Source organism: Prochlorococcus sp. MIT 1307, from assembly GCF_034092395.1.
Lineage (GTDB): Bacteria > Cyanobacteriota > Cyanobacteriia > PCC-6307 > Cyanobiaceae > AG-363-K07.
This window is the reverse complement of the sequence record NZ_CP139301.1, coordinates 375,857-401,381: the sequence shown is the minus strand read 5'-3', so window position 1 is coordinate 401,381 and position 25,525 is coordinate 375,857. Positions and strand designations below refer to the sequence as shown.

At 35.8% G+C, this 25,525-nt stretch carries 20 protein-coding genes and 1 tRNA gene; 9 read left to right on the top strand and 12 right to left on the bottom strand.

The annotated features are described in order from the left end of the window. The 6 genes from SOI82_RS02110 to SOI82_RS02085 form a co-directional block, all read right to left on the bottom strand. Positions 1–1,152: an ABC transporter substrate-binding protein gene (locus SOI82_RS02110; protein WP_320667738.1), complete on the bottom strand. Its 1,152-nt coding sequence runs from the start codon at positions 1,150–1,152 to the stop codon at positions 1–3. Positions 1,153–1,256: 104 nt separating this feature from the next. Beyond that, on the bottom strand, positions 1,257–2,756 hold the full coding sequence (ggpS, locus tag SOI82_RS02105; protein ID WP_320667737.1) for a glucosylglycerol-phosphate synthase: 1,500 nt from the start codon (positions 2,754–2,756) through the stop codon (positions 1,257–1,259). A 186-nt stretch (positions 2,757–2,942) separates the two neighbouring features. Beyond that, positions 2,943–3,179: a 50S ribosomal protein L28 gene (gene rpmB / locus SOI82_RS02100; protein WP_320667736.1), complete on the bottom strand. Its 237-nt coding sequence runs from the start codon at positions 3,177–3,179 to the stop codon at positions 2,943–2,945. Between the two features lie 62 nt (positions 3,180–3,241). Continuing rightward, positions 3,242–5,149 carry a molecular chaperone HtpG gene (gene htpG / locus SOI82_RS02095; RefSeq protein ID WP_320667735.1) on the bottom strand — a complete coding sequence of 636 codons (1,908 nt, stop codon included), beginning with the start codon at positions 5,147–5,149 and terminating at the stop codon, positions 3,242–3,244. Between the two features lie 168 nt (positions 5,150–5,317). Beyond that, positions 5,318–6,496, bottom strand: a complete 1,179-nt coding sequence (locus SOI82_RS02090; protein ID WP_320667734.1) for an ATP phosphoribosyltransferase regulatory subunit — start codon at positions 6,494–6,496, stop codon at positions 5,318–5,320. Between the two features lie 25 nt (positions 6,497–6,521). After that, positions 6,522–7,409, bottom strand: a complete 888-nt coding sequence (locus SOI82_RS02085) for an inositol monophosphatase family protein (RefSeq protein WP_320667733.1) — start codon at positions 7,407–7,409, stop codon at positions 6,522–6,524. A 384-nt stretch (positions 7,410–7,793) separates the two neighbouring features. Between SOI82_RS02085 and SOI82_RS02080 the strand changes: the two genes are divergently transcribed. Next, a tRNA-Ser gene (locus SOI82_RS02080) sits at positions 7,794–7,880 on the top strand. 91 nt (positions 7,881–7,971) lie between these two features. Here the strand turns inward: SOI82_RS02080 and pstB are convergent. From pstB to pstC, 3 genes are read right to left on the bottom strand one after another with little or no spacing between them, the layout of a single operon-like run. Beyond that, a complete protein-coding gene (pstB, locus tag SOI82_RS02075; protein WP_320667732.1) occupies positions 7,972–8,781 on the bottom strand; it encodes a phosphate ABC transporter ATP-binding protein PstB in 810 nt (269 codons plus the stop codon). 42 nt (positions 8,782–8,823) lie between these two features. Continuing rightward, complete coding sequence (gene pstA / locus SOI82_RS02070; protein ID WP_320667731.1) at positions 8,824–9,765, bottom strand: phosphate ABC transporter permease PstA; 942 nt, start codon at positions 9,763–9,765, stop codon at positions 8,824–8,826. A gap of 1 nt (position 9,766) precedes the next feature. Further along, entirely contained in the window at positions 9,767–10,717 is a 951-nt protein-coding gene (gene pstC / locus SOI82_RS02065) for a phosphate ABC transporter permease subunit PstC (protein ID WP_320667730.1), read from the bottom strand. Between the two features lie 140 nt (positions 10,718–10,857). Between pstC and dnaK the strand changes: the two genes are divergently transcribed. The 5 genes from dnaK (at position 10,858) to SOI82_RS02040 (ending at position 15,649) form a co-directional block, all read left to right on the top strand. Beyond that, positions 10,858–12,852 (top strand): molecular chaperone DnaK, encoded by a 1,995-nt coding sequence (dnaK, locus tag SOI82_RS02060; RefSeq protein WP_320668454.1) that lies wholly within the window; start codon positions 10,858–10,860, stop codon positions 12,850–12,852. Continuing rightward, on the top strand, positions 12,836–13,738 hold the full coding sequence (locus tag SOI82_RS02055; RefSeq protein ID WP_320667729.1) for a DnaJ C-terminal domain-containing protein: 903 nt from the start codon (positions 12,836–12,838) through the stop codon (positions 13,736–13,738). The genes dnaK and SOI82_RS02055 overlap by 17 nt, the downstream gene beginning before the upstream one ends. Before the next feature lie 40 nt (positions 13,739–13,778). Further along, complete coding sequence (locus tag SOI82_RS02050) at positions 13,779–14,162, top strand: DUF3110 domain-containing protein (protein WP_320667728.1); 384 nt, start codon at positions 13,779–13,781, stop codon at positions 14,160–14,162. Between the two features lie 17 nt (positions 14,163–14,179). Beyond that, positions 14,180–15,094: an N-acetylmuramic acid 6-phosphate etherase gene (gene murQ / locus SOI82_RS02045; protein WP_320667727.1), complete on the top strand. Its 915-nt coding sequence runs from the start codon at positions 14,180–14,182 to the stop codon at positions 15,092–15,094. A 117-nt stretch (positions 15,095–15,211) separates the two neighbouring features. Continuing rightward, positions 15,212–15,649: a peptidylprolyl isomerase gene (locus SOI82_RS02040; RefSeq protein ID WP_320667726.1), complete on the top strand. Its 438-nt coding sequence runs from the start codon at positions 15,212–15,214 to the stop codon at positions 15,647–15,649. A gap of 10 nt (positions 15,650–15,659) precedes the next feature. Here SOI82_RS02040 and ribBA read toward each other — a convergent pair whose 3' ends face one another. After that, a complete protein-coding gene (ribBA, locus tag SOI82_RS02035; protein WP_320667725.1) occupies positions 15,660–17,342 on the bottom strand; it encodes a bifunctional 3,4-dihydroxy-2-butanone-4-phosphate synthase/GTP cyclohydrolase II in 1,683 nt (560 codons plus the stop codon). A 100-nt stretch (positions 17,343–17,442) separates the two neighbouring features. Between ribBA and argC the strand changes: the two genes are divergently transcribed. Further along, a complete protein-coding gene (gene argC, locus SOI82_RS02030) occupies positions 17,443–18,513 on the top strand; it encodes an N-acetyl-gamma-glutamyl-phosphate reductase (RefSeq protein WP_320667724.1) in 1,071 nt (356 codons plus the stop codon). On the opposite strand, the gene purN is transcribed toward argC, so the two are convergent. Beyond that, positions 18,504–19,175, bottom strand: coding sequence for a phosphoribosylglycinamide formyltransferase (gene purN, locus SOI82_RS02025; RefSeq protein ID WP_320667723.1), 672 nt, complete (start codon positions 19,173–19,175; stop codon positions 18,504–18,506). The genes argC and purN overlap by 10 nt on opposite strands. Positions 19,176–19,326: 151 nt before the next feature. Here purN and SOI82_RS02020 point away from each other — a divergent pair, with 151 nt between their 5' ends. Both SOI82_RS02020 and SOI82_RS02015 read left to right on the top strand, forming a co-directional pair. Beyond that, positions 19,327–21,042 carry a M61 family metallopeptidase gene (locus SOI82_RS02020; protein WP_320667722.1) on the top strand — a complete coding sequence of 572 codons (1,716 nt, stop codon included), beginning with the start codon at positions 19,327–19,329 and terminating at the stop codon, positions 21,040–21,042. Between the two features lie 210 nt (positions 21,043–21,252). Beyond that, positions 21,253–22,851, top strand: a complete 1,599-nt coding sequence (locus SOI82_RS02015) for a glucose-6-phosphate isomerase (RefSeq protein ID WP_320667721.1) — start codon at positions 21,253–21,255, stop codon at positions 22,849–22,851. 7 nt (positions 22,852–22,858) lie between these two features. Here SOI82_RS02015 and leuS read toward each other — a convergent pair whose 3' ends face one another. Further along, positions 22,859–25,483, bottom strand: a complete 2,625-nt coding sequence (gene leuS, locus SOI82_RS02010) for a leucine--tRNA ligase (protein ID WP_320667720.1) — start codon at positions 25,481–25,483, stop codon at positions 22,859–22,861. Between the last annotated feature and the right edge of the window lie 42 nt (positions 25,484–25,525).

Here is a 25,525-nt window from a genome sequence, read left to right as displayed (position 1 = left end):
TTAACTACCTGTTGAAGATATTATCTTTCTAGATTTTTGTTCTGCTAACTTCATTGCTTCATTTACGTCTTTACCATCTGTTAATATAGAACTAAGTTGTTTTTGAAGTACGTCACTTATTTGAGCATATAATGGAGTCTCAGGTCTTGGTTTCGCAATTGCCAATGCCTTTTTTAAGATAGGAAGTATTGGAGAATTCTTTATTAGTTCTTTGTCTTCAAAGATGTGTTCTTTTGTAGGAGTATATCCATTATGAATGAACAATTCCTTTTGAGCAGATTCTGATGTTAGAAACTTTATAGCTTCAAATGCAGCCTCTTTATTATCAGAACTCTTTAGTATTGAAAAACCCCAACTCCCTAATGTAGCTGTTGAGTTCTCTCCATTCTCTGAAACCATTGTTGTAATTCCAACTTTATCTTTGACCGAACTTTTTTCTTTTTGAAGTTCTGCCCATGCATAGGGCCAGTTTCTCATAAAAGCAGCTTCACCTGATTCAAAAGCTTGAAGTGCTTCAGTTTCTGAAAAGTTTGTTACTGACTTTGGACTTGCTCCACTTTGAATTAATTCGTTTAACCAGGAAGCTGCCTTTATTGATTCAGGATTTGCTAAATTTATTTCATTTGAGTTGTTTAACCATTCACCTTTGAAACCACTTAGAACTTCTAGGAATACACAACTAAGCCCTTCATATTGACGACCCTGCCAAACATAACCATAAGGAACTATTCCTTTATTCTTTAGTTCGAGACTGATTTCTAAAAGTTCTTCTGGTGTTTTCGGTGCTCTTTTCATTAGATCAGTCCTCCAGTAAAGAAGTCCCATATCTGCAACTAATGGCCATCTATATAATTCACCTTTGTAACTGTTACCTAAACTGGCACCATAGGAAAGAGAGTCACGCATATTTGGATCGATCCATTGGTCTAATGTTGCTAACCAACCAGCTTCAGCATATTTTGGAAGCCATGTTACATCCATCAAAAGTATGTCGAATGGGCTATTCCCTAGCAAAAGACTGCTTATTGCTAGATCAGAAACGGATTCTGTTTCTAGAGGTCCTTGGGTGACTTCTAAATTTATTTTTCCTTTGTTTTCCTTGTTAAATTGTTCTACTAACCGTTCCGTTGATTTTGCAAATGGTGCTGGCATTAATATACTTATATTAGTTGCCTCTGATACCTTTGATATTGCATTAAAAGTAAAAAATGAAAATATTAATAATATTATTATTAAATACTTTAATTTATAGAGTTTCATTTGTTAGTTGATTTATCTTCTACAAAGTTAATTTGATCTTGTGCCCAATCCTTTACTGTGTAAGCTTCTACAGCAGATGTCATTGATTGCATTCTTATGAATTGTTCCTTTTCATCCATTGATATTGCTTCTTCTATAGCTTCATCCATACGCCTATGTGAATAGGGATTTGTCAGTACAGCACCATTGAGAAGAACAGATGCGCCAGTAAACTCAGAAAGAACTAGGACTCCCCCACGATTTTTTCTTGCTGCAGCGTATTCTTTTGCTACAAGATTAAGTCCATCTCTTAAGGGTGTTATCCAACAAATATCTGCTTCAGTAAACCAAGCAACCATTTCTTCATATGGAATCCTTCTTGTTGAAATACGAATTGGTACCCAATCAATAAGGCTAAAACGTCCATTAATTCTTCCTGCCATTTCTTCTATCGACCTTTGAGTTTCCTCATAAATTTTCATTCCACTTGCTGCAGCAACACAAGAGATCATTAAAACAATTTCTCCATGTAGATCTTTACGTCTTTCTAATAATCTTTCAAAAGCTAATAAAAGCTCCTCATTACCTTTAGTATAGTCAACTCTGCTAGCAGAGAGTATTAATTTTCTACCTTTCTTTGTGCCTTCTCTAATTTCATGAGAATAAGTTTTAACACTTGGTTTATTAATTAAGGATTGAATTAGTTCTGGAGAAGTACCCACTGGTGAGGAAAGAAGCTTTACTTTCTTTCCTGCATGAGACAACCAGGGTGTCTCTTCTGGTTCGGTAAGTGCACTTCCTACTGCTATGAACTTCTTGTCTACATTTTTCTTTGGCCCTTTCTTTGCTCCTACTAAACAGTTTGCAGCACGTGCAAAGTTTTCTGTATATCTAGGGATATGAAAACCAACAAGATCACAGCAGAGAAGACTTTCTATTATTTGTCTTCTCCATGGAAGTATTGCGAAAACATCGTTACCAGGAAATGGGGTGTGGTGGAAAAATGCAATTTTTAAATCCGGCCTTTCTGTTCTAATAAATGCTGGTGCCAACCACAAATTGTAATCGTGAACCCATACAGTGGCATTGTTTGCTGCTTCTATGCACGCAGCTATAGCAAATCGTCGATTTACTTCTTCAAAGATTTTCCAATCAGCGTTGTTAACATCAAAGTATGTTGGAAAGGTATGAAGGATAGGCCAAAATGATTCCTTTGATGTTACGTGATAAAAACTATTAACTTCACTTTTTTTTAAAGGTATTCTTCGGAGAGTAAATGGTGAAGGTTCTTTCATCTCAATTCTTTCATCAAGATGACCCTCTAATTTTGCAACCTGTCTCCACGCAATCCAAGTACTTTCATCTCGACTATGAAAGAGGTTTCTCAGTGTAGGAATGATTCCATTAGGGCTTTTATGATCACACCAAATTTTTCTTCCAGCTTTGTCCTTTCCCTCCTCATATGGGGTTCGATGGTAGAGGATGATGAACTTGCTTTTGCCCTCTTCTAATAGCATTCTTCTTACTCCTATTGAAAATTTCGTTCTTAAAATGGGTTGTCACAACAGCCACCTTTTCTTAGTACTGCCCATTTGTCAATCATTTCATTATCTTTGGTGATTTTTATAGAAATTTCTATTATGTAATTATTTAGGTTCTATACTTTTTCGACGTTATTTAATTGGATTAGTTGTTTTAGTTGCCTAGATCTTGTTTAGATTAATTCCTAATGATTTTGCATATGGTCCAAGACCTTTTTTTTGTATTGTTTTTAGAGCTCGAGTAGTTACTTTGATATTTATCCATTTGTTTCCTTCAGCCCACCATAGTTTTCTTTGTTGAAGATTGGCTTGTTGCAATTTCTTTGTACGTATATGTGAATGGCTTACAGCCATTCCATTGTTTGCTCGTGTTCCTGTGAGTTGGCAGACTCTAGACATTTTTCTAATTTTAATGGCTTCTTGTTTCCTTAATTGTATACTATCAAACTTCTAGAAGGTTTCTATAAGGCTTTTTCCATTAACTTACTCATTAGTTCAGCTGTTCTTGTTTGGAATCCACTGATTTCATTGGGTTCCATTCCGCCGACGCCAAGCTTAGCCATATCATAAAGATGGTTTGCAAGTTCCTTAGTAAGTGTTTCTGTTGGGGATAGCTCACTAGAACCAATTAGGACTGATCCAGACTTGAGCTTGATCAATGCATTGACTAGTGGATGACGGAGATTTACTAAAAGCACATGATGTTCTGGGAGGCCTGGAAGACGTTGCTCCATTAGTGCGCCTATATCATTTATTCTTCTCATTTGCTCTGGTAAAAGTATCATCGCAGCTGGTGCGTCGGCACTTTTTAAAGCTTGTATCTGTATTGTAATCTTGTCATTTTCTAAAGATTCCTTAATTAACTTACGTAAGTTTTCTGACTTTGTTCCTCCATCTTTATCTTGAATTTCGGTTTGTTCTTCTTTTAGACTTTCATCTAATTCTGAGTCAACACGTTGAAATGTAATATCCTTGTGCCGTGATTCCAGCCATGGAATAAACTGTGTATCTACTACTGTTTCCACTTTAAGAACTTCAGCTCCTTGAGATTTCCACAAATTTAAGGCAGTCATTTGAGAAATCTCATCTGTACAGTAAATTATCTTTTTATCAGACCCTTCATTTAATCGACTTATATATGCATCTAATGTAGTGAAGTTATTGTTATCTGCAGAGATAATATTTCTTTCAATCCCGTCGTTATCAGTTTTAGAGGCTGTTGTAGAAAATAATATTATATCTTCGACTTGCTCTGCAAATTTTTCATCCTCCATTGCTCCGATTTTAATAAAAGGAGAGATTGAATCCCATATCTCTGCTAGGAATGATGGGTTTTCTTGTTTAACTTTACGAAGCTTATCAGCTATTTTCTTTGCTACAAAACTTCCTATAGACCTTACCCTTCGATCTGTTTGTAATGCACTACGGCTTACATTTAGAGGTATATCTGGTGAATCTAAAATACCTCTAAGTGGTAATAAATATTTTGGTACTACTTCTTTTATTGAATCACTAACAAATACTTGATTGCAATACAACTTTATTTCACCATTCTCCCAATCTGCTCTTCCAGTTATTTTTGGAAAGAATAAAATACCCTGAAGATTATATGGATAATCTGTATTTAAGTGAACCCAAAGGAGGGGATCTCCTTGAAAAGGATAGAGGTATCTATAAAGGTCAATATAATCTTGATCTTTTAGCTCTCTTGGATTCTTTCTCCATAGAGGATTTCTTTTGTTTATTACCTCACCTTCTAGCTGGACTTCAATTGGCATGAAATCACAATACTTAGTTATCAAAGTTTTTATTCTTGTAGGTTCGATATATTCAATCTCTTCTTCCATTAAATGAAGTACTACATCGGTTCCTATCTCTGCTCTATCAGTCTCTATAATCGAAAAATTTGGAGAGCCATCACATGACCATGCAATAGGTACTGAATTCTCTTTAGCTGACTTTGTAATTAGCTCAACATTCTTAGCAACCATAAAACTTGAATAGAAACCTAGTCCAAAATGTCCAATTATTCCACCGTCTTCTTTTTTGTACTTTTGAAGAAACTCTTCCGCACTTGAAAATGCTACTTGGTTGATATATTTTTTTACCTCTTCAGCTGTCATTCCAATTCCATTGTCAGAAATTGTGAGTGTTTTCTCTTCGCGATTTATTTTGACATTTATTTTTCCATCATCTCCTTCTTGACAGTCACCGGCCATAGCTGCCATACGTCTCTTGTTAATTGCATCTACACCATTGCTAATGAGCTCTCTAAGGAATATTTCGTGCTCTGAGTAGACAGCCTTTTTAATTATAGGGAAAATATTTTCAGTATGAATCTGAATCTGGCCTTCTTCTAGTAATGTCATAACTTTAAGGAACCAAATTTAATACTACTAACCTTTACCCTTAAACCTCAAGTCCAAAGAGGTTGTGTTCTCCGTACCTTAACATTTTAAATCTTACTTCATCTCATAAGGAAGCAGTAGAGATATCTAATCTCCTGAATAATTTCTTTCTCTTCTCTTTTGCTTAAATTAATCATCTAGCCATTCCATCTGTGAACAAGCCCTTTGTTTTGAAACTAATATTGCCTCCTGCTCTGTATTAAATGGTTCTAACTCGACTTCAGCTACTTGTCCTTTATTATGCCAATAACTTTGCCTTTTTAAGGCATCTTCAAGCCTTTTTCTATTGCTATAGGTTATCAAAATCTTTTCAGTTGATAACTCGGTAAGTTTTGATTCAATTAATAGTTCCCTTATTTTATCTATTTCAAAGCTAAACCCTAACCCAGTCTCATCACCTTCTCTATGGGCAAAATGTTTAACTAAGCCATCGTATCTACCACCTCTAGCTATTACTACTGGCGCAGAACTTCCTTTGCATATCAATTGAAAATTTATGCCTGTATAAAGTTCGAAATGTGGTTGGAAGGTAGGGTCTAATTGTAGTTCAATTTCATGTTTTTTAGCTATAGGTTCGATCATACTAAATAATCTTTTAAGATTATTTAGTTCATTAGATTTTCCAAGATTAGATTCTAGCTCCCTTAATACATCTGATGGGTATCCTCTGCATTCTTGGAGTTTAATTAATCTTGCTTTTAATTCTTTTTCTATTTCTTCTTTCTCTAAAGATAATCTATCATAATTAACGAGATGATTTCTTACCTTTGCTCTACAAGCTTCTCTTAAAGGATGTAATATTAATTCCATTAATGATGTATGTCCTATTAGAAGTCTAGGTTCATATTGACTATTTAGTTTTAACTTCTCCATTGAATCTAGCAGTAGAGACAAAAGTTCCATTTCTCCGCTAATCCCTTTTATTCCAAATAACTCCACTCCACATTGAAGACTTTCTTCGATACTTACACCTTTCTCAATCGATTCTCGATTTTGGTAAACTGTACCTGAGGCCCATAAGCGCAATGGCCTTGGCCTTTGTGCAAATCTTGTGCAAGCTGCCCTGGCTATTGAGGCCGTCATTTCAGGCCTTAGCCCTAATGGCTCATCTGCGACAAGCTTTACTATTTCGGCATTTTCTATTGCACCACCAGCCATTAATGTTGCCAAGCGCTCCACTCTTGGTGGAGAAACCTCTTCGTACCCCCAAAGCCGATAAACCTCAGCTAATTTTTTGCTAAGCAAATGGTTTGTTTCCACTTGCTTTGGATTTAAATCTTTTGCCCCAGAGGCAGGTTGAAGTGCCATTATTTATTGAGAGTGAATTTAAAAATTAAGGTTCAGTGCACCTTAATTTTGATGCTCCGTAAGAGCCTTCTTCCAATGGTATTACTTTATTTAATTCAGTTTGAAGTTCTTTTTGTATTGCAGGAGTACAAGCAAGAATTCTTCCTTTCCTTAGGTTGAAATCTCCTTTGGGGTAATCGCTAATAAGTCCACCAGCAAGTTCAATCAATGCTGCTCCTGCAGCTAGGTCCCATTTTGCCAGCCCTCTTTCCCAATAACCATCAAGGCGACCTGACGCTACAAATGCTAAGTCAACAGCTGCAGCTCCTCCTCTTCTTACACCTCTAGTTCTATGTGTTAGATAGCAGAATTCCGCATAATTATTGTCCTTTACTTCACACCTATCATAAGCAAATCCGGTTACTAGTAATGAATTAATTAGTACATTGCTAGATGAAACTTTAATCCGATTATTATTGCAATAAACACCTAGTTTAGGAGCGCCCCAATATAATTCATTTAGAAAAGGTATTGAAATTGCGCCTAGAACTGGCATATCTCTCCATGCTAAACCAATTGATGTGGCAAAGAATGGATATCCATGAGCATAGTTTGTTGTTCCATCAAGTGGATCTACATACCAACATAATTCATCTGACAAACCATTTAAGCCTCTTTCTTCAGCATGAATTGTAATTTTAGGTGTTTTGGAATTAAGATAATTAACAACGAACTCCTCACAAGCTAAGTCTGCTTCTGTTACAAGATCTCCTGAACGAGACTTATTCTTGATGTTCTTTATCTTTCCATAATATTGCATTAGGATATTGCCCCCTTCCTTTGCCGCGAATTTTGCTACGTTCGTAAGTTGATTGAGGTTTTCCTCATTCAATCCAGCTAATAAAGCAGCTTTAAAACAGTTCTTGTCTGACATTATGTACTTATAGTTAGACTTAATATAGGATATAGAAAAATATTTGCGAAGGTTGAATAGTCATTAAATGTATTTAGAAATTTGAATCTAGAAGACATATTAATCTTATGCTTATCCTGATTGCAAAGCATTAAGAATGCCAGTTACATTCTGCTATGGATTTATTTTCATAATAGTTTACATTGCCTCATGATCTGAAGAGCTTTTTATGAAAAGGCAACTTAATTTGCTCTGAAATAATCTACTTCTTGCTTGCTGGTCAACAACAAAACTTTTTCGTCTTAATAAAGTGGCCTTGACTCGGTAGTGAGGAAATAGATATAAAAATATCTATAGATATCACTTGCAATGAATACCCTGCTAGATTTTAAATGCTTGAAAATTGGAGAGGTGGCCGAGTGGTCGAAGGCGCAGCACTGGAAATGCTGTATAGGGGCAACTCTATCGAGGGTTCGAATCCCTCCCTCTCCGTTCTAACTATTCCAAATAAAAAAATTTACCTTTAATTATTACCTTTACAATCGGGATATATTTAAATCCAAATACAATACTATCTATTATCTTAACCAAATTTACCTGAAATATAATCTCTAGTAATTTTTTGCTTTGGTGAATTAAAGATTTTCTCGGTCTCATTAAATTCGACTAAATAGCCTATTTTTCCAGTGGAGTTTTCCTCAACTTTCTCGGCATTAAAGAATGCTGTATAGTCACTCACTCGTAGAGCTTGTTGCATATTATGGGTTACTATAATAATTGTGAAATTCTTCTTTAAATCATGTATTGTTTCTTCAACTTTTAGTGTAGAAATTGGGTCAAGAGCTGAGCATGGTTCATCCATCAGTATAACGTCTGGCTCAATTGCTATTGTTCTTGCTATGCATAATCTTTGCTGTTGTCCGCCTGATAGTGAGAGCCCACTTGATTTCATTTTATCTTTGCATTCTTCCCAAATTGCGGCTTTGCGAAGTGAAGTTTCCACTAATTCATCCATATCACCAGTAAATCCATTTATTCTTGCTCCAAAAGCTATATTTTCATAGATGCTTTTGGGAAAAGGATTAGGTTGTTGAAATACCATTCCGATACGTCTTCTTACCTCAACTGGATCTATTTTGGGATCATATAAATCAATGCCTTCGAAGAGTACTCGACCTTTTAGAGAAAAACCATGTATGAGGTCATTCATTCTATTTAATGATCTTAATACTGTAGATTTACCACAGCCAGATGGTCCAATTAAAGCAGTTACTTTTGATCTTGGGATTTCACAGAATATATTCCTAACCACTTGACTATTATCATAGCTCATTGATACATTTTCAAGTGATAGTGCTGATGTTTTAGCTGCAGTATTCTCTGAGATCTTCATTTTATTAATAGTTGCTTAGGTTAATAGTAGAAAATTCTAGTTTCATTGCTTCTTGTCTAACATTGATTCAAGTCCTCTGGCTAAGATAGTTAATATTAGTATTGCCAGTACTAGAATAAAAGAGGCAGCCCATGCTAATTCATTTTGTGCACTATAAGGCTCTAAAGCAAAATTATAAATTAGTACCGACAGTGAAGCAATTGGATCAAGGAGAGCTTCTGAGCCTACAGGCCAATAGAAAGAAAATAGTGCAGTAAATATAAGTGGTGCTGTCTCACCTGCTGATCTTGCAACTGCAAGTATTATGCCAGTTGCTATTGGAGAAAATGCTGCTGGGAGGGTAATTCTTGTGATCGTTATGAATTTGGAAGCTCCAACACCTAAAGCCCCTTTTCTCAAATCATCAGGTACTAATTTAAGTCCTTCATCTGTTGTTTTTATTATTATTGGTAACATTAGAATTGATAATGCTAATCCACCAGCGATAGCGCTAAAGTTACTTCCAAATATAATTTTCGTTGAGACAATTGTACCGTACACAAATACTCCAGCTATGATTGAAGGCACTCCAGAAAGTACATTAGTTCCAAACCGAATAAATCTGGCAAAGGGTCCTCCAATTGAATACTCTGCGAGGTAAATGCCTCCACCTATTCCAATTGGGACAGCAATTAATGAAGCTATAAAGGTTATAATAAAAGTTCCTAAAACTGCATTGCCAACTCCACCTGCTGATATAAGATCGTCTCCAGGGGGCTCAGGTAATTCAGTAAATAATAAAATGTTTAATTGTGATCCCCCTTTTATTAGAACATAGAAAAGAACTAAAACAAGAGGAAGTACTGCAAAGAAAGTAAATAAGGTTGATAGAAGTGTTAATGAATTTTCTATAATGTTTCTCTTCAGACTCGAATTAAAATAGAGCTCTTTTCTTTTTGTTTTTAAATCTCCAGATGGAAAATCTAAATTTAATTTGGCTTTCATTTTAGTATTTTAGGCTCAGACGCTTAACCAACCATTGAGCAAATATATTAACAGTTAGAGTTAATAACATTAAGACCAAAGCAGCATATAGAAGTGAAGATACTTGGGCCCCATCAGCTTCTCCAAATTGATTGGCTAACATTGCTGAAATCGTATTTCCAGGAGATAAAAAGGACCAACTAAAATTCAGCGAATTACCAATTATCATAGTAACTGCCATTGTTTCTCCCATGGCTCTGCCAAGCGCTAGAAGAACCCCGCCTGTTATTCCGGAAACCGCCGCTGGTAATAAAATGCTAAATATAGCCACCCATCTTGTTGCCCCAACTCCGTAGGCACCTTCTCTTAGTGTTATTGGTATTTGATTGAGTGAATCTCTAGATATTGAGGTTATTATGGGTAATATCATGATTACTAAGATTAATATGGCAGGGGCAATTCCTGGTCCAATTGGCTCAGTACTAAATATAGGAATCCAACTAAAATGATTATATAAATAGTAAAAAAATGGCCTTAAAAAAGGTTCTAATATAAATATAGCCCAAAGCCCTAGCACAACTGATGGTATTGCTGCGAGTAATTCGACCATTACACCAATGATGTTACCTAATTTTCGAGGTAAGATATTTTCAGTAATAACTAATGCTGTCCCAACTCCAAGAGGGACGGCGATAGTTATTGCCGCTAATGAAGTCAATAATGTTCCATATATTGCAGTAAATGCACCATATTGATCAGTTACTGAGTTCCATTCAGAAGTAAATAGGAACTTAACACCATATCTACTGATTGACTCTTGTGCTCCCAATAAGACGAATAAAAATATTCCACCTAGCAACAATGCAACCATTGAAGCCATTGTTATGGTTAGCTTCTTAAAACCGTCATCTACCAATCTTTCAGAGTCAGGTCTTCTTCTGAGGATGTATTGGTCTTTCTGACCCTTATTCACTATTTGGAGCGCTGATACCTATAAAACTAATCGCTTGATAGCTTTTTTTATGAAATCATTAATAATGTGGGCATCACTACACAAAAATATTTTGGCTTTTAATGGGAGGCCGTTACGGTGGGGTTTCAATACAAATAGTCATGGGGCGGATCATTGGTATTGATTTAGGGACGACCAACTCCGTCGCAGGGGTTCTAGAAGCTGGTCGGCCAGTTGTAATTGCTAATTCTGAAGGTAGCCGCACAACACCTTCAGTTGTTGGATATACAAAAGAAACCGAGCTTTTAGTAGGCCAGCTAGCTCGAAGACAATTAGTACTAAGCCCTAGGAACACTTTTTCGAATCTAAAGCGTTTTGTTGGGAGAAATTGGGAAGAGCTTGAAGAGAACAGCCTGTCGGTTCCATACAACGTCCGTGCTAATGATCAAGGAAATATCAGAATTACTTGTCCTGCTACAGAGAGAGAATATGCACCAGAGGAGCTAGTCGCTAGTGTCATAAGAAAATTGGTAGAGGATGCTGAGACTTATTTAGGGGAGACTGTTGATGGTGCTGTCGTAACAGTACCAGCATATTTCAATGATTCTCAACGTCAGGCAACTCGAGATGCAGCAAGGTTGGCAGGAATAAACGTTGAAAGAATCCTGAATGAACCTACCGCAGCTGCACTTGCTTACGGTTTTGACAAAAGTGCAGTTCGAAGAGTTCTTGTTTTTGATTTAGGTGGGGGTACTTTTGATGTATCCCTAATGAGAGTTGCTAACGGCGTTTTTGATGTGAAGGCAACATGTGGTGATACCCAATTAGGCGGCAATGATTTCGATCAGCGGATTGTTGATTGGCTTGCTAATTCATTTATGACTAAACATTCTTTGGATCTTCGTAGAGATCGTCAAGCATTGCAACGCCTTACAGAGGCAGCTGAAAAAGCTAAGCAAGAATTATCAGGTGTTCAAACTACGCCTATATCACTTCCTTTTATTGCTACTGGGCCAGATGGCCCACTACATATTGAAACCAATCTGGATAGAAGTACTTTCGAAAGTCTTTGTCCTGATTTATTAGATCGACTTCTTAATCCAGTTCAATCAGTTCTAACTGATTCGGGCTGGAAAGCTGATGATGTTGATGATGTTGTACTTGTAGGTGGTAGTACAAGAATGCCAATGGTTAGACAATTAGTAAAAACTCTTGTACAAAACTCACCTTGCCAGTCAGTCAATCCTGATGAAGTAGTAGCAGTTGGTGCTGCTATACAAGCAGGAATATTAACTGGTGAATTAAGGGATCTTTTGCTTAATGATGTGACTCCACTTTCACTTGGCTTAGAAACTGTTGGAGGTCTTATGAAAGTTTTGATTCCTAGAAATACTCCAATACCAGTTCGACAATCTGATGTATTTAGTACTTCTGAGTCAAATCAATCATCGGTAGAAATACATGTTTGGCAAGGTGAGAGACAAATGGCTGGAGATAACAAGTCTTTAGGAAAATTTAGATTATCAGGCATTCCCCCAGCACCGAGAGGAGTCCCTCAAGTACAGGTGGCTTTTGATATTGATTCAAATGGAATATTAGAAGTTAGTGCCACAGATAGAACAACTGGTAGAAAACAGTCAGTCAACATCCAGGGTGGATCAAATCTCAATGAAGATGAAATTAAACGTTTGTTATCAGAAGCTGAATCTAAATTGGCTGAAGACAGAAGAAAACGTTCCTCGATTGAGAAACGCAATAGTGCTCTTACACTAGTTGCACAAGCTGAAAGACGTTTAAGAGATGCTTCCCTTGAGCTTGGCCCATATGGCGCAGAACGTCAGCAACGCTCTGTTGAATTAGCTGTGCGTGATGTTGAAGAGTTTCTTCAAGAAAATAACCCACAAGAGTTAGAGCTTGCTGTGGCTTCTTTACAGGAGGCTTTGTTTGGTTTGAATCGTAGGTTATCTGCTGAAAAGCGAACAGAAGCTAATCCACTTCAAGGTATAAAAAATACTTTTGGTTCTTTAAAAGATGAACTCTTTTCAGATGATTATTGGGATGATGATCCTTGGGATTATCAAAATCGTAGACCAGATAGACGCGGAAATATAAATCGTGACTCTAGGGATCCCTGGGATAATGACTTCTATAGATAATCCTAATTATTGGTCATTATTAGGCATTTCTCCTGATAGTAATCCTGAACAATTGAAAAGGGCCTTTAGACGAGAAGCCAGAAGATGGCATCCAGACTTAAATGTAAATGATTCGCAAGCAGAAGAGAGATTTAAATTAGTTAACGAGGCGTATGCGGTTCTTAGTGATCCACGAAAAAGAAAGGTATGGGAAGACTCATTAAATTTATACTCAGAGAATCAAGACCCTTTCTCTAGTGGGTTTCCTGATTTTAATAAATATCTAGATGTTGTTTTAGGCATACCTATCGATTCAGAGCAAGAAGAAGAAGAAGATCAGATTTCTGTTGAATTTTCTTATAACTCCCCAGAAAAATCATCTCCTCCTTCATCACCTCCGGTACAGGTAACTGAGGACTTAGAAACATTAATAGAATTAAGTCCAGAAGAGGCGTTGTATGGGACTTCTGTTGAGCTTGAGCTTATTGATGGAACAATCGTCGAAATAAGGACCCCACCTTTTGCTGGAGATGGATGGCGGTTGAGGCTTGCAGGCGTAGCTTTAGGTGGCCGAGATCACTTTCTTCAATTAAGAGTACAAACAGATGATGGTCTAAGAATAGATGGTCTTAGAGTCCTTTATAAACTTGAGTTGTTTCCACCAGAAGCTGTCTTAGGTTGTGCGGTCGACATCCCAACCCTTACTGGTCAAGTTACTCTTCAAGTTCCACCACGTTCATCTAGTGGCAGATTACTAAGATTAAGAGGAAGGGGATTAGAGTTCGAAGGAAGACGTGGTGATCAACTAGTTGAGATTGTGGTTGTTATACCTGCCGATTTAGGAGATGCTGAGGATGCCTTGTATAAAAGACTTCAAGAAATCTCTTTAGAAGGAGATCAATTATGAAACACATAGCTAACCTTAACCACAAAAAAATTAACTGATTATGACCAAGCAAGTTTACGTTTTACTTTATTCAGTTGGGAAAGATAGCGAGGGAATTCATTCTCTAGAACTTGCTGGAAAAACAATCGTGTTAATGTTTGAGAATAAAGATGATGCTGATAGATATTGTGGGTTGTTAGAAGCACAAGACTTTCCCTGCCCATCTGTTGTTAGTATTGATAGAGAAGAAATAGAAATCTTTTGTACACAATCTGGATATGAAAATAGATTCGTAGAGGCTGGTTTTGTACCAGAAAATGATGAGGACAGATTATTATTAGTTCCTCCACAACAAAATAGAGAAACATCTTATTCTCAACAAAAAGAAGAGGATAAAGATGAAGGACTAGACGACTTTAGAAGAAGTCTTGAGGGTTTAATTTAAAGATAATTATTAATCTTATGGAAGACCGAGGCGAATTAATGACAGAAATGTCTAATGAAAGAAGTCTAAATCTAGATCAACTTTCTACATCAGAATTGGTTAGGTTGTTTTCAGAGGAAGATATTCAACCACAATTAGCAGTTGCAAAAGCTATACCAGAAATTATAAAGACTATTGATTTGATATTACCAAGGATGAAAAATGGAGGAAATTTGTTTTACTTGGGTACAGGAACTTCTGGGAGATTAGGTGTTTTAGATGCTTCAGAATGTCCACCAACATTTTGCTCCCCACCTGATTTAATACAAGGTGTCATTGCAGGAGGTTCGGCAGCTTTAACAACTAGCTCTGAAGGCTTAGAGGATTTAGAGTATTTATCAATAGAAGATCTTAATTCTCGTAATTTTTCAAGTAATGATTGTTTAATAGGTATTACTGCAGGAGGAACAACGGCTTATGTTAAATCTGCTCTTTCTCATGCCATTAGGATTGGAGCCCTATCAATTGCAATTGCATCAGTCCCTGCAGAACAAGCTCGTTTAGAATGCGATGTAGATATAAGGTTAATAACAGGCCCGGAATTATTGTCAGGCTCGACTCGCTTAAAGGCAGCTACAGCTACTAAGATGACATTAAATATGATTTCTACAATATTGATGGTAAAACTAGGAAAAGTTTATGGAAACAAAATGATTGATGTTGCAGTTAAAAATAGTAAGTTAATGGATAGAGCTTTAAGAATTTTGGCTGACTTGGCTGACATAAATAGGAAGGAAGGAGCAGAATTGTTAGAAATAAGTAATGGATCTGTTAAATTATCCTTATTAATGGCCTTAGGAAACTTGGATATTGATAACGCACAAAATATACTTAAGGCAAATAATTATTCACTTAGAGAAGCTTTAAATGTAATAGATTATCCTAGCAAATAATTTATCTTATAAAGAATTCACCTATGCAATGAATTCTCTTGCCGACTAAATTCGATCCCTTCTTTTAAACTTGCTGCATTTGTGTTATGATTAATTATTATTGCTTTTTAAGATTAAATGGTTAAGGCTCTTATGGATACAGAGGCAGGCTTAATAGAGCTTGATTTATTTGAGGATGATGCACCTAATACGGTGGCAAATTTTGTTAAACTGGCAAAAGAGGGTTTTTATGATGGGCTTTGTTTCCATAGAGTTATAGATGGTTTTATGGCCCAAGGTGGTTGTCCAAATTCGAGAGATGGAGCTAAAGGTATTGCGGGTACTGGTGGGCCAGGTTATACGATTGACTGTGAAATTAATAAGAACAAACATCTCTCAGGTTCATTGTCCATGGCTCATGCAGGAAAAAATACCGGTGGAAGTCAGTTTTTTATTGTTCATCAACCTCAACCTCATTTGGATGGAGTTCACACTGTCTTCGGAGAAACAAAAAATATAGATATTGTCCTTATGTTGAAGAATGGTTCAAAGATAAATAAAATTGCAATTCAATAGTCTTAAAAGACTATGACCAAATTATCATGTTAGGTATATGAGTTTGATTGGCATCATTAAAATCTATTTTATTATCAAGTAGCAGTTGTTTTATATCTTTTGACTCATTTCGAATGTTTTGTGAGGGGTGAAAAACTTGTTGAACTTTATTTGTTTTAAATAGCCCCACTCTTGTAGTTCTATCCCATTTTGCTACCCTCTTTAGAAAATTTTCTAAAGAGGAGTTTTTTATACAAGAATCATGACTATTACTTATAGCTATAACCCTCCACATAAAAGTAGGGCTTCCCCATAGTGCAATCAATCTAGATGAAGTTTCATTTTTTAATTCTATATTATTAATTACTGAGATTTTATTAGCATCATCAATTAGCTCAGCTTGCTTTAGCTTGTCAATATTGCCATCCCAAAAAACAACGATATGTCTTCCTATCTCATTATTTGATGTTTCATGATCAATTTTTGGTTCAATTAAATGACCTAACTTTTCTTTTTTTACAGCAAGATACGCTTCATTATGATCACCAGGACATATTACTAAAGGTACTCGATGCTCTACTTGCAGGCCATATCCTCCTAATCCTGCAATTTTTCTTGGATTATTTGTGAGTAATTTTAATCGATGAATTCCTAGGTCTGTCAAAATCTGTGCTCCCACACCATAATTTCTTAGATCTGCGGGGAATCCTAATTTCTCATTTGCTTCAACAGTATCTAATCCGCCATCTTGAAGACTATACGCTCTAAGTTTATTTATTAACCCAATTCCCCTTCCTTCCTGTCGTAGATATACCACTACCCCTTCACCTTCTTGTTCTATCCTTGCAAGTGCAGCTTCAAGTTGGGGTCTACAATCACATCTTAAAGAACCAAATGCATCTCCTGTTAAGCACTCAGAGTGCATTCTGACTAGAACTGGTTCTTTTAAATCTCCTGGAGTTCCTTTAATTAGGGCAACATGTTCTGATCCATCAAGTTCATTTTTATAACCTATAGCGTTAAAACCACCAAATAAGCTAGGCAATTTTGCAGTTGCTTTTCTGTGCACAAATCGTTGATTCTCTAAACGGTAACGTATTAAATCTGCAATTGAAATTAGCTTCAACCCCCAACTCCTCGCATAATCATGTAAGTGTGGGAGCCTTGCCATAGATCCATCTGAATTTTGTATTTCGCAAATCACACCTGCGGGAGATAGGCCTGACAATTCAGATAAATCAACAGCGGCTTCTGTGTGTCCAGCTCTTTTTAAAACACCACCTTTTTTAGCTCTGAGTGGAAATATGTGGCCAGGCCGTCGAAGATCTATAGGTTTGGTCTCAGCCTTTAAGGCTATTTGTATTGTTCTTGCTCTATCTTCAGCAGAAATACCAGTAGTTACACCAAATTCAGGCCCAGCATCAATGCTTACTGTAAAAGCTGTTTGGTTGGAATCAGTATTTCTGTCAACCATTAAAGGAAGATCTAGTTGATCTAAGCGGCTGCCTTGCATTGCAAGGCAAATAAGCCCACGCGCTTCAGTTGCCATGAAATTGATTTGCTCTGGAGTAGCAAATTCTGCTGCGCAAATAAGATCTCCTTCGTTTTCTCGACGCTCATCATCGACAACTACAACGCACTCCCCGTTGCGTATAGCGGCTAGTGCATCGGCGATATGGTCAAACTTGATTTCGATGGAGTCGTTTGATTTCAACTTCTAATGATTCTAAGGATCAAGGAGCCTTTACTGATTATCTACGGAAGTAAAATTTCTATAATTGGAAATTGTAATGCTTAGCACGACCTTTAAAGCTATGGATGGCTCAAATAGTCGGGTCGCGATTGTTGGAGCTTCAGGTTATGGAGGTCTTCAATCCATAAGACTTTTAAATGATCATCCATATTTCAATGTTACATATTTGGCTGGAGACAAAAGTGCTGGTAGGCGATGGAATGAACTTTGTCCTTTTTTGCCTTTAGAAAACAATCCTTCTATAGAAAAAGCAGATCCAGAAAAAATATCTAAAAATGCAGATTTTGCAATACTTAGTCTTCCAAATGGCTTAGCAAGTCAAATTGTGCCTGAACTTTTAGAGCGCAATGTAAGAGTTCTAGATTTATCAGCGGATTATAGATACAATTCTCTGGAACAATGGAAGCAAATATACATTAAAGAGTCAAAATTATACAATCGTAGGGATCATGATTTATGTAATGAGGCTATATATGGACTTTCCGAGTGGAATACAAACCAGATATCTAAAGCAAGAATAGTTTCCTCTCCAGGTTGTTTTCCTACAGCTAGTTTACTTCCTTTATTACCTTTCCTTAAACAGGGGTTAATTTATAACGATGGTCTAATAATTGATTCTAAGACGGGGACATCAGGTGGAGGTCGCTCTCCTAAGGAGGCTTTACTTCTTTCTGAAGCTTCAGAAGCAATTTCACCTTATGGTGTAATTGGTCATAGACATACCTCTGAAATAGAGGAGCAAGCTACTTTAGTTGCAGGTCAAGAAATTCAACTACAATTTACACCTCACTTAGTTCCAATGGTTAGAGGTATACTTTCTACTGTTTATGGAAGATTAAGAGATCCTGGACTTACAGCTGATGATTGCTTGACAGTCCTAGAGACTGTTTATAGAGATCAACCTAATATAGGAATAATGCAAGTAGGAACATATCCATCGACTAAATGGGTTAGGCAAACAAATAGAGCATTATTATCAGTACAAGTTGACTCGAGAACTGGTCAGCTTGTACTGATAAGTGTAATAGATAACTTAGTTAAAGGACAGGCAGGACAAGGAATTCAAAATTTAAATATAATGGCAGGATTGCCCCAGGAAACTGGACTTCCTTTAAAACCTTTCTACCCATAAGATTTCATATGTCTCCAATTTTGTCCAGCAATAGATACCCCTATAGGTAAAATACGATGTTCTTGAATTTGAATTTTTCTAGATAAAGTAATCTTATTATCTGAAGTTAAAACTGGAACGGCTGCTTGAATTAAAATTGGTCCATTATCAACTTTTTCTCTTACTAGATGTACTGAACAGCCGGTTATACAGACTTTTTCTTTAAGAGCTTGTTCGATAGCATTTATACCAGGAAAACTTGGCAGTAGTGATGGATGGATATTTATGATTCTATCTGGATAGGCTTTAATTAATACATTGGTAACTATTCTCATCCAACCAGCCATTATTATTCCATCTATAGATAGATTCTTCAGTCGATTTATTATTTCACAATCAAGTTGTTCGCGATTTCGATATTCCTTATGATTTATTATGGTAAATGGAACATTCAATTTCTTGGCTTTATTTATTGCATTACAATTGGGATTATTTACAATTAATATGGATATGGTTGCATCTAATAATTTCCCCCTTGTTGCATGAACCAGTGCTTCAAAGTTACTTCCCTCGCCCGAGGCCATTACTGCCAGATTTAACTTTGGTGTAAATTTCGGGAATTTAATCTCTAATGGTGATATTAGATGATTATTGTTTTGATATTCTCCAAGATCGATATTCATTGATCTATTATGTTAGATTAGGATGCTAATTTAGTTTCAATACTGTAATAGTAGACGAATAACTAACCATAGAAGTCTTTTTACAATAAACTAATAATAGCAAGTGACCTTGATCTCGCAATTCCCTATTACGTAATTTTTTCTCGATCTAATGAATCACAAGGAATTAGATGCACATGTTCACGTAGCAATAGATTTAACTAGCCCAAGAAATCAAGAATTTAAAGTTACTATAAAGTTCAAACCAAAATCAAAGTTAGTCAGATTTATCTTACCAGTATGGACTCCAGGATCTTATAAGATAAGAGATCACGCACAATATTTGTTTGATTTAAATATTGCTCAGGATAATAAATGTATAGAACCAAAAAGGGTTGAAGCTAGTGCTTGGGAGATAGAAGTAGTTAATTTATCTAATATTACTATAGAGTATCGGATTGAAGCAAGAGAATTGACTGTTAGAACATGTTATATAGACCCTGATTTTGCTTCTATATCTCTTTCAGCAGCTGTTTTACTTATTGATGGTTATCGCAATACAGCCTATCAGTTATTAGTCAACTTACCATCTAATTGGAAAGCTTATATTCCTCTTGTTAGAACAAAATCTACATATTATGCCCAAGATTATGATCATTTTGTAGATGCTCCATTAACAGCAGGTGAATTTGGTTCTGAACCATTTTTTGTTCAGGAAAAAAAACACAGGTTGGTTTTAGCAGGTAAGATCCCTAAAAAACTCCCAATTGAATTTCTTCACCATCTAGAGAATGTATGCGAAGCTTGTTGTCAAGTTATGAGAGAAGAGCCACCATCAGGCGACAATTATTTACTTGTTATTCAGATTCTTGATAAAGCTTATGGTGGGTTAGAACATGATAATTGTGCAGTAATTCAATATGACTGGAGGACTTTAGCTGAATCATCAGGCTATCGTAGACTTCTTCAGTTAGTTGGTCATGAATATTTCCACCAATGGAATGTTCGCAGATTAAGACCAATTGAATATAACTCTTATAACTATAACAAGTCGATCATAACGGACTCATTATGGTTTGCTGAAGGGATTACAAGTTACTTTGACTTGGCTCTTCCAATGATTGCAGGCATTACAAGTATTGATGAATTTATCTGCGATCTTTCTAAAGAAATAACAATAGTTCTCAGTACCCCAGGAAGTAGCTATCAGACAATCGCTGACAGTTCAAGAGAGGCTTGGATTAAATTATATAATTCTACAATAGTTAGTTCATCAACTCAGGTTAATTACTATCATTTTGGAGCAATACTTGCTTTTTGTCTTGATATTAGATTGAGAAAAGTTAATTCCTCATTATCAGCTTTCTTAAGGACGATTTGGCATATTTATGGTAAGACGGGTAGAGGCTATTCAAGGTCTGATATTAAACAAGAATTATCATATATAGATAATAACTTATCTGAGGAATTAGATTTATGGTTAGATGGTAAAAATACATTACCACTAGACAATTCAATCAATTTAGTTGGAATGACCTTAGAACAATCGCCGTTAAAAAAAATATATACTGGTTTAGTAACCACAGATAAAGAATCCTATTTTTTGGTAAAAAGAGTTGATAGAGATAGTCCTGCATCTAATGCCGGACTAATTGTGAATGATGAGATAATCGCTGTAAATAATTTCAGAATAAAACATAGTAATGATATTGATAATTTAATAATACCTGAACAAAAATCTTTGATTACTTACTCTAGACAGGGACTAGTAAAACAATCTTATTTATTTGCTGATACTATAAATGAAAAGAAATGGCATCTAAAGGTCGATAGTAAAGCTCATGAATCTTGTTCTGCATTACGTCAAGAATGGTTGAAAATAATTTAAATTATCATTTAGTTTGTTAATATTAATTGTTTTATCTTAGTCTTAACTTATTCTAAACTCAAATTTGTTTATTACCAAACACAACTAATCATTTCTTTCCCCATCAATTAAAATACTATTTGCTAATATCCAATCCTAGAATCAAAAATCAGATGATACTCCTGTCATTCTGTCATTAAAAGGTTCTATTGTTTTGGAACTTAAACGAATATGACCCTTCCTGATTTCAGTATTAATAGTCCACAGAAGCAATGGCATCGGTTTTGTGAACTTCTATGGTTTGATGAGTCACTAAAAATATGGCTTGATGTTAGTAGAATGAACATAAATGCTATTGATTTAAATAGATTCGCTCCATTATTTAAAAAAGCTTTTGATGCTATCGATGACTTAGAGTCAGGATCAATAGCCAACCAAGATGAAAGTAGGCAGGTTGGACACTATTGGCTACGTAATTCTGGTTTAGCTCCTAATAAGGGAATTTCAGATAAAATTGAAAAAGAAATTGAGCGTATACATTCATTTGCAAACAAAATAATAAATGGCCAGTTAAAAGCTCCAAATGGAAAGAATTTTACTGACGTCTTGTGGATAGGTATCGGTGGAAGTGGATTGGGCCCTCTACTTATAGTTCGGGCATTAGAAATGAGTGGAAACCCATTAAATATACATTTTATTGATAATGTTGACCCCAATGGAATTAATAAGATCTTAAAGGATATACATGATTCACTATCTACAACGCTTTTTGTCACTGTCAGTAAATCTGGAGGAACTCCGGAGCCTCGAATAGCAATGGAACAAGCGCGTTTTCGATTGGAATCTATTAAAGGTAATTGGCCCTCCCAGGCTGTAGCAATAACTATGGTTGATAGTCAACTGGATAAGCTAGCCAGAAAAGAATGCTGGTTAAACACATTTGATATGCCTGATTGGGTTGGTGGAAGAACAAGTATTACCAGTGCTGTTGGTCTTTTACCAGCAGCTTTTGTTGGAGCTGACATTAAGAAATTTCTATCAGGTGCATCCTTGATGGACAATTTAACTCGTAATCATGACTTTTTAGAAAATCCTGCTTCTCTTTTGGCTTTAGCATGGTGGAAATCTGGTGAAGGTAAAGGGTCTAGAGACATGGTTATACTTCCTTATAGAGATAGGCTGGAAGTATTTAGTCGCTATCTTCAACAATTAGTAATGGAATCTTTAGGAAAACGATTAGATAGAAATGGTAAATTAGTAAATCAGGGCTTATCTGTATACGGTAACAAGGGTTCTACTGATCAACATGCATATGTGCAGCAGTTAAGAGATGGACTTGATAATTATTTTGCAACTTTTATAGAAGTACTTACGGATGATGAAGAAATTAAAACTATAAATAATAGAAATCCAGGAGACTTTCTTTCAGGATTTATGCAAGGAACTAGAACAGCATTGACCGAAGCGGGTAAACAAAGTGTCACGATAACTATTTCTAAATTTGATACTACTAGCCTTGGTGCATTGATAGCATTATTCGAAAGAGCTGTCTCACTTTATGCCGAATTAATTAATATCAATGCTTATCATCAGCCTGGTGTAGAAGCAGGAAAAAAAGCAGCATCTAATATTCTAGGATTAAAGGAAGAAATTATTGATTTGTTATCAGATAGAGTATCAAGGTCGATTTCTGAGATTAATGACTTAACTTCAGGTGATAATTCTGAGTCTATTTATTTTATACTTAGACACCATCTTGCTAATAATATGAACTATAATGTAAAAGGAAATTGGTCAAAACCTGATACTCTTAGATTTAAGCTTAATTGACTAACTCTTATGGAACAAGATTTACTAGTTTGTTTGGTACAACAATTATTCTTGTAGGGTCGGAGCCATTAAGCCATTTCTTAGCTATGTCACTACTTAATGCAATTTTTTCTAATTCTTTAACGCTAGTATCAGAGGCAACAGAAATACAACCCCTAACCTTTCCTTTTATTTGAATTATTAGATTAAAGGTATCTGTTATTAATGCTTCTGGACTATAAATAGGCCATGACTGTAAATGAACACTTTTTGTACCTCCTAATTTTGTCCAAAGCTCTTCAGCAATATGAGGAGCAAATGGCGCTAATAACCTAATTAGAACTGATATGGAATTAGTCGCCACTCTGCAATCTATTTTATTTATATTTTCATTCATTGCATTTGTTAATTTCATAAGTTCAGATATAGCTGTGTTAAGTTGTAATCCGTGATCTAAGTCCTCTGTAATTGATTTAATGGCATTATGTGTAGCTCGATTTAATGTCTTTTCATTCTGATTTAACTCCGAATGTATTAAAATGCTTTGATTATCCTTTATCCTACAGGAATGTTTGTTTAAGTAAGAAATAGTTAATTTCCATATCCTTAAAATAAACCTATATTGACCTTCAACATCAGAATCATTCCACTCTAAATCTTTTTCGGGAGGAGCCTTAAAAAGGATAAACATTCTAGCTGTATCAGCTCCATACTTTTCAATAACCACAGATGGATCAACACCATTATATTTGGACTTAGACATTTTTTCGTAGATTATTTCTACTTTCTCACCAGTATCAGGATCAATAGGTTGTTTGACATTAGATATTTTAGAAGCTTTTATGTATTTACCAGTAGTTTTATTTCTAAAGGTTCTTCCTTGCACCATGCCTTGAGTAAGAAGCTTTTGAAAAGGTTCATCAAGATCATGTAAGTCTCTTTGCTTTAATGCTTTTGTTATAAATCTAGAATATAGTAGGTGCAGAATTGCATGCTCGATACCTCCTACATATTGATTGACTGGCAACCATTTCTTTATTTGTTGCTTATTAAATGGAGCTTCTAAATTTCCTGGGTCTGCAAATCTTAGGAAATACCATGAAGAACACATAAATGTATCCATTGTATCTGTCTCTCTTTTGGCTTTTTTCCCACAAAGAGGGCAGCATATATTGCTCCATTCTTCTAGACTATTATGTTTTGATATATCATTGGTATTGTTGTCAATTTCTTTCGGAAGCTCTACTGGTAAATCATCTTTCTCTATTGGAACTTGGCCACATTCCTCACATTGAATAATTGGAATTGGACAACCCCAGTATCTTTGGCGTGATATTAACCAGTCTCTTAAGCGATATTCGGTTTTACTTCTCCCCCATGCTTTATCTATCGCCAATTTAATTATTTTCGCTTTTGCCTCAACATTATTTAATCCATTATATTCTTCTGAATTCTCGAGTTTTCCTCCTCCTGTCCATAATCTAATATTTTTCTCTTTGTCTTGCCTATCATTATTTTTTATAACTGATTTTATTGGTAGTTGATATTTATTTGCAAAATCAAAATCACGTTGGTCATGAGCTGGCACAGCCATGACAGCTCCTGATCCGTAATCAGTTAGTACGTAATCGGCTATCCAAATTGGAACCTTCTGTCCATTTATTGGATTTATAGCATATTCCCCAGTAGCTATTCCTGTACTTTCTCTACTTTCAGATGTTCTTTCAAAAGATGTTAATCTATTAGTATCATTTCTGAACTTATCAACTTTAGAAATCATATCATATTTGACTATTTCATTTATAATCTTACTCTCCGGTGCTAATACAATAAATGTACAGCCATAAATTGTATCGGGTCTTGTTGTAAAGACAGTTATTATTTTATCTGTTTTACTTTCAATTTTAAAATCTATTTCTAAGCCTTTAGAACGACCTATCCAATTTGCTTGCATTGTTCTTACTCTCTCTGGCCAATCAGGCAGTTTATTTAAATCATTTAATAGTTCTTCAGCATAGTCAGTAATCCTTAGAAACCATTGCTTTAATTCTTTTTTGATAACTTTTGCACCTGATCTCCATGATTTCCCTTCGGAATCTACTTGTTCATTTGCTAATACAGTTTTATCTATTGGATCCCAGTTAACAGTTGCTTCTTTTTGATATGCTAGCCCTGCTTCAAATAACTCTAAAAATATATATTGTGTCCATTTATAGTAGTTTTTATGACAGGTAGTTTGTTCTCTACTCCAATCTATAGACAAACCTAGTTGCTCAAGTTGAGCCTTCATTTGGGAGATATTTTGGTTGGTCCAAACCTCTGGCTCTATACCTCTTTCAATGGCAGCATTTTCAGCTGGCAAGCCAAATGCGTCCCACCCCATTGGATGTAAAACGGCATTACCTCTCATTCTTTGCAATCTAGCAATCACATCTGTGATGACATAATTCCTTACATGCCCCATATGAAGTGTTCCAGAAGGGTAAGGAAACATTGAGAGCGCATAAAATCGCTTTTGGCCTTTTTTGGGGACTGGAGTGCGATATAAACCAGCACTAGACCAATGTTTTTGCCATTGCTCTTCAAGCTCACGAGGGTTATACCTATCAGAAGCTTTTTCTAGAGGGCTCGTGTTTGGTTGTTGCTCCTTCACAGAATTGGATTATTGTCTAAAGATCGTGCCACAAAAAGTGCC

Coding starts and splice junctions, on each gene's coding strand:
- htpG (WP_320667735.1), bottom strand. CDS start 5,149: ATGACATTACTAGAAGAAGGCCAGATTCAGATTCATACTGAAAATATT.
- pstB (WP_320667732.1), bottom strand. CDS start 8,781: ATGAAGATCTCAGAGAATACTGCAGCTAAAACATCAGCACTATCACTT.
- rpmB (WP_320667736.1), bottom strand. CDS start 3,179: ATGTCTAGAGTCTGCCAACTCACAGGAACACGAGCAAACAATGGAATG.
- SOI82_RS02020 (WP_320667722.1), top strand. CDS start 19,327: ATGAATCACAAGGAATTAGATGCACATGTTCACGTAGCAATAGATTTA.
- ggpS (WP_320667737.1), bottom strand. CDS start 2,756: ATGCTATTAGAAGAGGGCAAAAGCAAGTTCATCATCCTCTACCATCGA.
- argC (WP_320667724.1), top strand. CDS start 17,443: ATGGATGGCTCAAATAGTCGGGTCGCGATTGTTGGAGCTTCAGGTTAT.
- SOI82_RS02015 (WP_320667721.1), top strand. CDS start 21,253: ATGACCCTTCCTGATTTCAGTATTAATAGTCCACAGAAGCAATGGCAT.
- murQ (WP_320667727.1), top strand. CDS start 14,180: ATGGAAGACCGAGGCGAATTAATGACAGAAATGTCTAATGAAAGAAGT.
- SOI82_RS02090 (WP_320667734.1), bottom strand. CDS start 6,496: ATGGCACTTCAACCTGCCTCTGGGGCAAAAGATTTAAATCCAAAGCAA.
- dnaK (WP_320668454.1), top strand. CDS start 10,858: ATGGGGCGGATCATTGGTATTGATTTAGGGACGACCAACTCCGTCGCA.
- pstA (WP_320667731.1), bottom strand. CDS start 9,765: ATGAAAGCCAAATTAAATTTAGATTTTCCATCTGGAGATTTAAAAACA.
- SOI82_RS02055 (WP_320667729.1), top strand. CDS start 12,836: ATGACTTCTATAGATAATCCTAATTATTGGTCATTATTAGGCATTTCT.
- SOI82_RS02110 (WP_320667738.1), bottom strand. CDS start 1,152: ATGCCAGCACCATTTGCAAAATCAACGGAACGGTTAGTAGAACAATTT.
- purN (WP_320667723.1), bottom strand. CDS start 19,175: ATGAATATCGATCTTGGAGAATATCAAAACAATAATCATCTAATATCA.
- SOI82_RS02085 (WP_320667733.1), bottom strand. CDS start 7,409: ATGTCAGACAAGAACTGTTTTAAAGCTGCTTTATTAGCTGGATTGAAT.
- SOI82_RS02040 (WP_320667726.1), top strand. CDS start 15,212: ATGGTTAAGGCTCTTATGGATACAGAGGCAGGCTTAATAGAGCTTGAT.
- SOI82_RS02050 (WP_320667728.1), top strand. CDS start 13,779: ATGACCAAGCAAGTTTACGTTTTACTTTATTCAGTTGGGAAAGATAGC.